The 1,138-nt window shown below is 53.4% G+C and carries 1 protein-coding gene; it reads left to right on the top strand.

Annotated elements, in window-relative coordinates; translation table 11 throughout:
- Nucleotides 1-703, top strand: a 703-nt coding sequence (locus CUC44_RS20585) for a flagellin (RefSeq protein WP_100861721.1), incomplete at its 5' end; no start/stop codon positions are given.
- Between the last annotated feature and the right edge of the window lie 435 nt (nucleotides 704-1,138).

Raw genomic sequence — 1,138 nt, 5'->3', positions numbered from 1 at the left:
CAACGCCAACGACGGTATCTCTCTGGCACAAACTGCCGAAGGGGCCATGGATGAAGTGACCGGTATGCTGCAGCGCATGCGTACTTTGGCTCAGCAATCTGCCAACGGCTCCAACTCCGCCAAGGATCGGGAAGCCCTGCAAAAAGAAGTGGATCAGCTGGGCGCCGAGATCAACCGTATCTCCACCGCGACCACCTTTGCGGGCACCAAGCTGCTGGATGGCTCTTTTAGTGGCACCTTCCAGGTCGGTGCGGATGCCAACCAAACCATCGGCTTCAGCCTGTCCCAGGCCGATGGCTTCAGCATCTCCGGGATCGCGGCAGCGGCAGCAACTACGATTGCGACTACGGCGGCAGCCGTTGGTATCTCCACCGTCTTCACGGGCGGTAGTGCCGGTGGTATCAGCATCAGTAGCCAGAGCAATGCCCAGAACGTACTGGCGGCAGTTGACTCTATGCTGACAGTGGTAGATGGCAAACGCGCTGAATTGGGTGCAGTGCAAAACCGGTTGGATTCCACCATTCGCAACCAGTCCAATATCTCCGAAAACGTCTCGGCTGCGCGTTCCCGTATTCGTGATGCAGATTTCGCGACCGAAACGGCCAACATGACCAAACAGAATATCCTGCAACAGGCTGCGTCCAGCATCCTGGCCCAGGCCAACCAGCGTCCGCAGTCAGCACTCTCTTTGCTGCAGAACTAATCGGGAATTCAAGAAAAAGAAAAGGGCGGTTGTTCAGGCCGCCCTGGTAAGAAGATGGAACAATGGGGTGTTCGGATTTACGCCTTGTCCTATCGAAAGAGATGTTCTCTTATTGGTATACCCCTCGAGTGTTGCGCAGATCGTTCACTCTGTCACCCTCGAGGTTGTTCTCCTGAGCGTAAGCTCTTCTTTGGCCGACATTGTCGGCCTTTTTTATGGGCGTCGAAAAATCGGCACCCAACAAAACTAAGCATGAACTGTGCCAGTTACGAGTCTATGTGATGTTTATTCAGGCTCTTTTATTCGAGATAAGTGAGATAGGGCACGGTATTTCCTGATGAACCTGCGGCAACTTTTGTGTTGATGAGCTCGGTAATAAATTCTTTAAAGCTTCTGGTGGGGCTGCCGTTACAGAGTATGAAGCAAATTGAGGGG

Source organism: Aeromonas lusitana, from assembly GCF_002812985.1.
Lineage (GTDB): Bacteria > Pseudomonadota > Gammaproteobacteria > Enterobacterales > Aeromonadaceae > Aeromonas > Aeromonas lusitana.
The sequence above is the reverse complement of the archived record's forward strand: the minus strand, read 5'-3'. Positions and strand labels throughout refer to the sequence as shown.